The organism is Streptomyces sp. HNM0574 (genome assembly GCF_012726235.1).
Lineage (GTDB): Bacteria > Actinomycetota > Actinomycetes > Streptomycetales > Streptomycetaceae > Streptomyces.
In genome coordinates, this window is sequence record NZ_JAASAH010000025.1 from 46,788 (window position 1) to 53,529 (window position 6,742).

Sequence of the window (6,742 nt, forward strand, 5' to 3'; positions counted from 1 at the left end):
GTATGCCCACCGAGTTCCAGCTGAGAGGGGGAGGGGCCCGATGCCCGCGCGCGATCCACTGACCGCTCTGACGGAGGCGTTCACCAGCTTCCTCTTCGGCAAGACGGAGACGACCCGGCTGCCGGTCCGTACGTCGACGGGCCAGGCGCAGGCGGTGTACCTGCCGACGGCCGCGCCCGGACTGGGCGATTCCGGCGTCATCATCGGCCGCGAGGTGTACAGCGGCAAGGGCTACATCTACGACCCGTTCCAGCTGTACGGCCAGCAACTGCCCGCGCCGCACTGGCTGGTGCTGGGCGAGTCGGGGAACGGCAAGTCGGCGCTGGAGAAGACGTACGTGCTGCGTCAGCTGCGGTTCCGGGACCGTCAGGTGGTGGTGCTGGACGCGCAGGGCGAGGACGGGGTCGGCGAGTGGAACCTGATCGCCGAGGAGATGGGCATCACGCCGATCCGCCTCGACCCGACGGCCGCGCTGGACCAGGGCATCCGCCTCAACCCGCTGGATCCGGCGATCACCACCACGGGCCAGCTGGCGCTGCTGCGCACCATCATCGAGGTGGCGCTGGGGCACGGCCTGGACGAGCGTTCCGGTTTCGCGCTGAAGGTCGCGCACGCGTATGTGAACGCGACGACGGCGGGCCGCCAGCCGGTGCTGACCGACATCGTGGAGCGGCTGCGGCATCCGAAGCCGGAGTCGGCCGAGGCGATGAACGTGGCGCTGGACGACGTGCGTGCCTGGGGTCTGGACGTCGCGCTGGTCCTGGACCGGCTCGTCGACGGTGACCTGCGCGGCATGTTCGACGGGCCGACGACGGTGGGCATCGATCTCGATTCGCCGCTGATCGTCTTCGACCTGTCGCACATCGACCGGAATTCGATCGCGATGCCGATCCTGATGGCGATCGTCGGCGTGTGGCTGGAGCACACCTGGATCCGCCCCGACCGGAAGAAGCGCATCTTCCTGGTCGAGGAGGCGTGGCACATCATCAACAGCCCGTTCGTGGCGCAGCTGTTCCAGCGGCTGCTGAAGTTCGGCCGCCGGCTCGGCCTGTCCTTCGTGGCGGTGGTGCACCACCTGTCGGACGTGGTGGACGGCGCGGCCGCGCGGGAGGCGGCGGCGATCCTGAAGATGGCGTCGACGCGCACGATCTACGCGCAGAAGGCCGACGAGGCGAGAGCGACGGGCAAGGTCCTGGGTCTGCCCCGCTGGGCGGTGGAGATCATTCCGACGCTGTCGCCGGGTATCGCCGTGTGGGACGTCAACGGCAATGTCCAGGTGGTCAAGCATCTGGTGACGGAGGCCGAGCGTCCGCTGGTCTTCACCGACCGCGCCATGACGGAGGCCTCGGAGGGCCCGTCCGACTTCGCCGCCGGTCTGGAGGCCGATCTGGAGGCCGAAGCGGAGGCCCGGGCCCTGAGCATGGAGAAGGATCTGCCGCCCGGGGCCGCGTCGGCCAACTCGACGGTCGCGTAGGCGGCCGGGCATGTCCGCACGCGAACGGCACGGCTCCGCACGTCCCGACGGCGACCGCCGCGAGGGCCGCAGGCAGGGCGGGGTGCCGGACGGACTGCTCGTCGGCGGCCTGGCGTTCCTCCTCGGCTTCACCGTCCTCACCTGGACGGCGACCGGGCTGGCCGGGCTGTTCAGCCACGGCGCCTGGCCCACCGGCGTGACCTTCGCGCGTACCCCGGCGGCGCTGCGGGCGCTGGCCACCGAGCCGCACGACCTCGCGGGCGCCTGGCCGGGCACCCCGTCCGGGCAGCTGTCCGGGTACGGCCTGTTCTGGGGCCTGGTCCTGGGCCAGCTGCTCGTCGCCGTGGTCCTGACGGTCTTCGTGCTGGGCACGGTGGCCCGCGCCCGCGCCGTCCACGCGGCCCGCAAGGCCGAACGGGCCCGGGAGCCGGAGCCCGCGAACCCCCTCCACAAGCCCGAACCGGAACCGCAACCGGAACCCGTACCGGAACCTCGTCCGGAACCCGCGGCCAGCCCCCAGGTCCCGCTCACCGCGCCCCCGGTGGCCGCCCCCGCGCATCAACCCGCCCCCGCCGACCCGTACGCCCGCGTCCGCGAGGCCCCCGGCGCCGCGCTGGTCGCCACCCGCGACCCGGAGCTGTGGGCGGCGACGAAGGACGCCCGCGCCAAGCTCGGCCCCGTGCACGTCTTCGACCCGACGCACCGCTGCGACACCCCGGCCCGTATCCGCTGGTCACCGCACCACGGCTGCACCGACCGCGCCACCGCCGCGGCCCGCGCCACCGCCCTCCTGGAGCCGCTGCGCGGCTGGCGCCCCCCGCGGCCCGTCGACGCGGACGTGCACACCGCAGCCGAGACCCTGCTGCGCTGCTGGCTGCACGCCGCCGCCCTCGACAACCGGCCCTTCCGCGAGGTGCACCGCTGGGCCCAGGCGTCCGGAAGCAACGCCTCCGGCCCGGTGCGCATCCTCCGCACCCACCCCGAGGCCGGCGCCGGCACCGCGGGCGAACTGGAGGCCACCCTCACCGGCCACCCCGAACGCCGCCGCGCCGCCACCGAGTTGGTACGCCGGGCCCTCGCGCCCCTGACCCGGCTGCACGTCCGCGACGCCTGCACCGCGGGCCGCGCCGACCGCGTCGCCCTCGCTTCCTTCCCCGCCGAGACCGGCACCCTCTACGTCGTCGGCGACGACCCCGAGATCATGCCGCTGCTCAACGCCCTGGCCCGCGCCGTCGCCGACGAGGCCCGCAGCGCCACGGCCCCCCGCCTCGACCCGCCCCTCACCGAGATCGACGACCTCCGCACCCCGTCCTGAGCCGGGCCCGCCCCGTCACGGATCGAACCGCAGCTCCATCTCGTACTGGTTCAGCGCCGGATTCTTCGGGTCCGCGTCCGCCTCGCCCGTCCGCACGTAGCCGAGCCGCCGGTACAGCGCCTCGGCCCGCGGGTTGTCCTCGTGGACGTGCAGCCGCATCCGCCGCACCCCGATCCGCCGCAGCGGACGCGCCCACTCCTCCGCCGCCGCGAACAACTGCCCCGCCAGCCCCGTCCCCCGGTGCTCGGGCCGCACGTACACCCCGACGACGTCGACGCTGTCCTTCTCCACCAGCACCGTCACCATCCCCGCCCAACGCGCCACGCCGGCCGCTGAGTCGGCGCCGGCCGGCTCCCCGACGAAGGTCTGCGCGACCCGCCCCCGGTCGCCCTGCGCCGCCCGACGCCGCCAGAACTCGTCGCTCTGCGCGACCGCCTTCGCGTACGGCTCGGTGAACGCCACGGGCGCCGCCGGATCGGCCAGCGCCGCCAGCCGCAGATCCTTCAACTCCCGCCAGTCCTCGGCGCGCACGGCGCGGATCAGGTACGTCATGGCCCCGATACTGCCCCGTCACCGCGCACACGGCAGCGGAAACGCCGATCCGGTCCCACCCCCGTGCACCCCGGGGCGCCTCCCGGCGCACCACCGGCGCACCCCGGCCCACCCGGACCCGTACGCGCGGCCCTCCGTGCTCCCCCGGGTGAACCCCGGCGCCGCTGAGCTCACTTCCGTCCCGGGCACGGCTCCCCCACAATGTTCGCCATGCCCACACGCCGCAGCAGCACCAGCAGCGACGCAGAGCTGACCGCCCGAATACGGGACGCGCACGAGACCCCGCGGGGGCCGGAAGGCGGAGCCGACGGCGAGGCCGGTGACGGCGCCGCGCTCGACGAGCTCTTCCGCCGGCACCGCCCCGCCGTCCTCGCCTACGCCCGTACCTGCTGCCGCGACCCGCACACCGCCGAGGACCTCGCCTCCGAGGCCTTCACCCGCACCCTGAGCGCCGTACGCGCCGGCGGCGGCCCCACCGACGCCTGGCGCCCGTACCTGCTCACCACCGTCCGGCGCACCGCGGCCGCCTGGGCCGACACCGCCCGCCGCACCCAGCTGACCGCCGACGTCGAACGCGAACTGGAGGGCACCCCCGCCGCGGACAGCGGCGAGGACCGGATGCTCCAGGCCGAGGACGGCCAACTCGTCCTCCGCGCCTTCCAGTCGCTCCCCGAGCGCTGGCAGGCCGCGCTCTGGCACACCACCGTCGAGGAGGAGCCCGCACCCCGCGTCGCCGAACTCCTCGGCATCAGCCCCAGCGGCGTCACCTCCCTCACCGCACGCGCCCGCGAGGGCCTGCGCGAGGCCTACCTGACGGTGCACGCCGAACGCACCGACGGCGCCGGCGGCAACGACGAATGCCGCCGCTACACCGGCCTGCTGGCCGCCTCCGTCCGCCGTACGGGCCGCCGCCCGAACAAGGACCTCGAACGCCACCTCGCCGACTGCCCCCAGTGCCGGACGGCCCGCCTCGAACTCACCCAGCTCAACAGCAGCCTCCGCGCCGTCCTCCCCACGGCCCTGCTGCTCTGGGGCACCACCGCGTACCTCACGAAGGCCACGACGACGGCCGTCACGGCGACGACCACCGGCACCGCGACGGGCGCCGTCTCCGGAGCGGGCGGCATCTCCGCCAAGACCGCGGGCGTCCTCGCCGCGTCCGCCGCCTCGGTCGCCGCCCTGACCGTCGGCGGCTTCCTGCTCTTCTCCGGCGGCGACGACACCTCGGCCCGGGCCCCCGCCGCGTCCCCGCCGGTCACCACCCCCGCCGTCCCCACCGACCGGCCCACCACGAGCCCGCCGTCCCGCGACCGGAAACCCGCCAGGGACGCCCCCACCACCTCCCCCGCGCGGACGTCGGCACCGCCCAGCTGGTCCCCCGGCGCCGACGCCCGCACCCGGCTGCGCGTCATGGCCACCGGCCGATGCATGGACATCGCCCCGCAGGAAGGCGCCGCGCCCCGCGAGACCACCTGCGACGGCGGCACCTCCCAGCGCTGGGAACTCCTCATCGACCGCCCCGCGCAGGAAGCCCGCATCCGCAACCTCGCGACGGGCATGTGCCTCACCCACACCGACTCCACCGCCGACGGCGCCCCCGTACGCCAACGCCCCTGCGACGACGCCGAGTCGGCCCCGTACACCCGCTGGACGTACTTCCAGAAGCCGGACAACATCGTCTTCGCCCAGAAGGCCAACCGCCTCTACTTCCTCGGCCTCGACGACTGGCACGCCGCGGCCCAGGGCAAGCCCCACCAGCCCACCATCGGCACCACGGCGAACTACTACAACACCGAGTCCCTCCGCTTCCGCTACGACGGCGACCTGACCGACGGCTGACCCGCACGGCAAAGGGGCCGGCCCCACCACGGCGGGACCGGCCCCTCACTCAACTCCCGTACTACGCGGACCGCATGACGAACGTGTCCGCTCCCCCGACCGTCACCGGGTCACCGCCCGAGCGGTGCACCACCTGGTAACCGTCCTTGTTCTCCCCGGCGTTGGCCGTCATCCACCAGTGCTGACCCGCCGCACCGGCCTTGCAGTCCGCCAGCCGCGCCGCGCCTCCCTCACTCCGGGTGAGGCACTTCCCCGCCAGCTTGAGCTTGAAGTAGCCGCGGCCGCCGATGCTCCGCACCCACGTCCGGCCGTCGCCCTCGCAGTCCGCCAGCACCGGCGAACCACCCTTCGCCGCCAGACACTTACCGCTCTCCTGATCCACCAGGGACGTCGCCACCGGCTTCGCCGGCCGGTTCCGCATCAGGTACGGGCTCCGCGCCACGTTCTCCTCCGGATGCTCCGCCAGGTACGAGCCCTTCGCCGGACGCGGGTGGAAGTACCGGAACGTGTCCAGCCCGCAGTCGAGCACCGCACCCGAACGGGGTCCGTCACAACGCGGCGTCTCGTCGTAGCCACGGCAGATCGGGTCGTTCCCCTGCGACTTGTCCTCGTCGCAGTGCGTCACCCCGAACTGGTGGATCATCTCGTGCGTCATCGCCGACTCACCAGTGCAGCCCCACGACACCTCGGCCCAGCCGCTGTGCATGTCCGCCCGCGACTCCGGCCCCGGCGCACCCGCCGTACCGCACCCGTCCGGCTTGCCGGTGTCGTAGAAGAACAGCTTCCGGTGCGTACTGTTCCACTCCTCCTGCTCGGCCTCCGTCCCGCCGACCTTCTCGTCGACGGCCCGCTGCGCCAGGTCCCGCACCTCGCTCATCGAGTGCTCCTCACCGAGCCCCGAGACCTCGACGCTCATCACACTCGGCCGGCAGTTCTCGTCCTGCACCATCCGCGGCCGACGCGAATCGTCAAAGCCCGCATAGCGCTTGGCGCTCGCCTCGAAGGTCTGGTCGATGTCCCACAGCACCCGCTGCACGGTCCGCGGCCCCTCGGCGCTCTGCCCGCCGCCGGCACGCTGCACATAGACGGCCTGGTAGCGGCCCTTCCCGTCCCCGTCCTCACCGTCGTCACAGGCGACGGCACCGACCGGGTCCGTATCGACGGCGGCCGCCGCCTCCGCCGCACTCCTCGGCGCCGGCACCTCGTCCGCCCAGCCCGGCATGCCCATCGCGCTCCACACGAGCGCGAAAGCCACCGCCGCGGCACCACCCGGCGCCGCGAACTTCCAGCGTGACGCCCTGTGTCGTCCTTCTCGTCGCACACTTCCTCCTGTTGTGGGGGTCACTGAGGAAGAGCGACGAACACGGACCCGGTCCCGCGGGTATACCAACCCGTTACCAACAGCCCGGCGGCCAGGGACAATTCGGACCCCTGGAACGCGAAAAAGGGCTGTTGTCCCGGAATCAATCCGGGACAACAGCCCTTTCTCTAAAAGGAGTTCGGCGGCGTCCTACTCTCCCACACGCTCCCGCATGCAGTACCATCGGCGCTGAAAGGCTTAG

5 protein-coding genes are annotated in these 6,742 nt (G+C 73.3%); 3 read left to right on the forward strand and 2 right to left on the reverse strand.

The features are described from left to right. Positions 1-40 precede the first annotated feature (40 nt). Complete coding sequence (locus HCC30_RS27585) at positions 41-1,474, forward strand: ATP-binding protein (protein WP_169445637.1); 1,434 nt, start codon at positions 41-43, stop codon at positions 1,472-1,474. A 10-nt stretch (positions 1,475-1,484) separates the two neighbouring features. Continuing rightward, the gene (locus tag HCC30_RS27590; RefSeq protein ID WP_240979949.1) at positions 1,485-2,789 is read left to right on the forward strand and encodes a hypothetical protein; all 1,305 of its coding nucleotides are present in this window, start codon (positions 1,485-1,487) and stop codon (positions 2,787-2,789) included. A 15-nt stretch (positions 2,790-2,804) separates the two neighbouring features. On the opposite strand, the gene HCC30_RS27595 is transcribed toward HCC30_RS27590, so the two are convergent. Beyond that, entirely contained in the window at positions 2,805-3,341 is a 537-nt protein-coding gene (locus HCC30_RS27595; protein ID WP_169445638.1) for a GNAT family N-acetyltransferase, read from the reverse strand. A 210-nt stretch (positions 3,342-3,551) separates the two neighbouring features. Between HCC30_RS27595 and HCC30_RS27600 the strand changes: the two genes are divergently transcribed. Continuing rightward, a complete protein-coding gene (locus tag HCC30_RS27600; protein WP_169445639.1) occupies positions 3,552-5,180 on the forward strand; it encodes a sigma-70 family RNA polymerase sigma factor in 1,629 nt (542 codons plus the stop codon). Positions 5,181-5,241: 61 nt separating this feature from the next. Here the strand turns inward: HCC30_RS27600 and HCC30_RS29255 are convergent, their stop codons facing one another. Continuing rightward, the gene (locus HCC30_RS29255; RefSeq protein ID WP_169445640.1) at positions 5,242-6,435 is read right to left on the reverse strand and encodes a ricin-type beta-trefoil lectin domain protein; all 1,194 of its coding nucleotides are present in this window, start codon (positions 6,433-6,435) and stop codon (positions 5,242-5,244) included. Between the last annotated feature and the right edge of the window lie 307 nt (positions 6,436-6,742).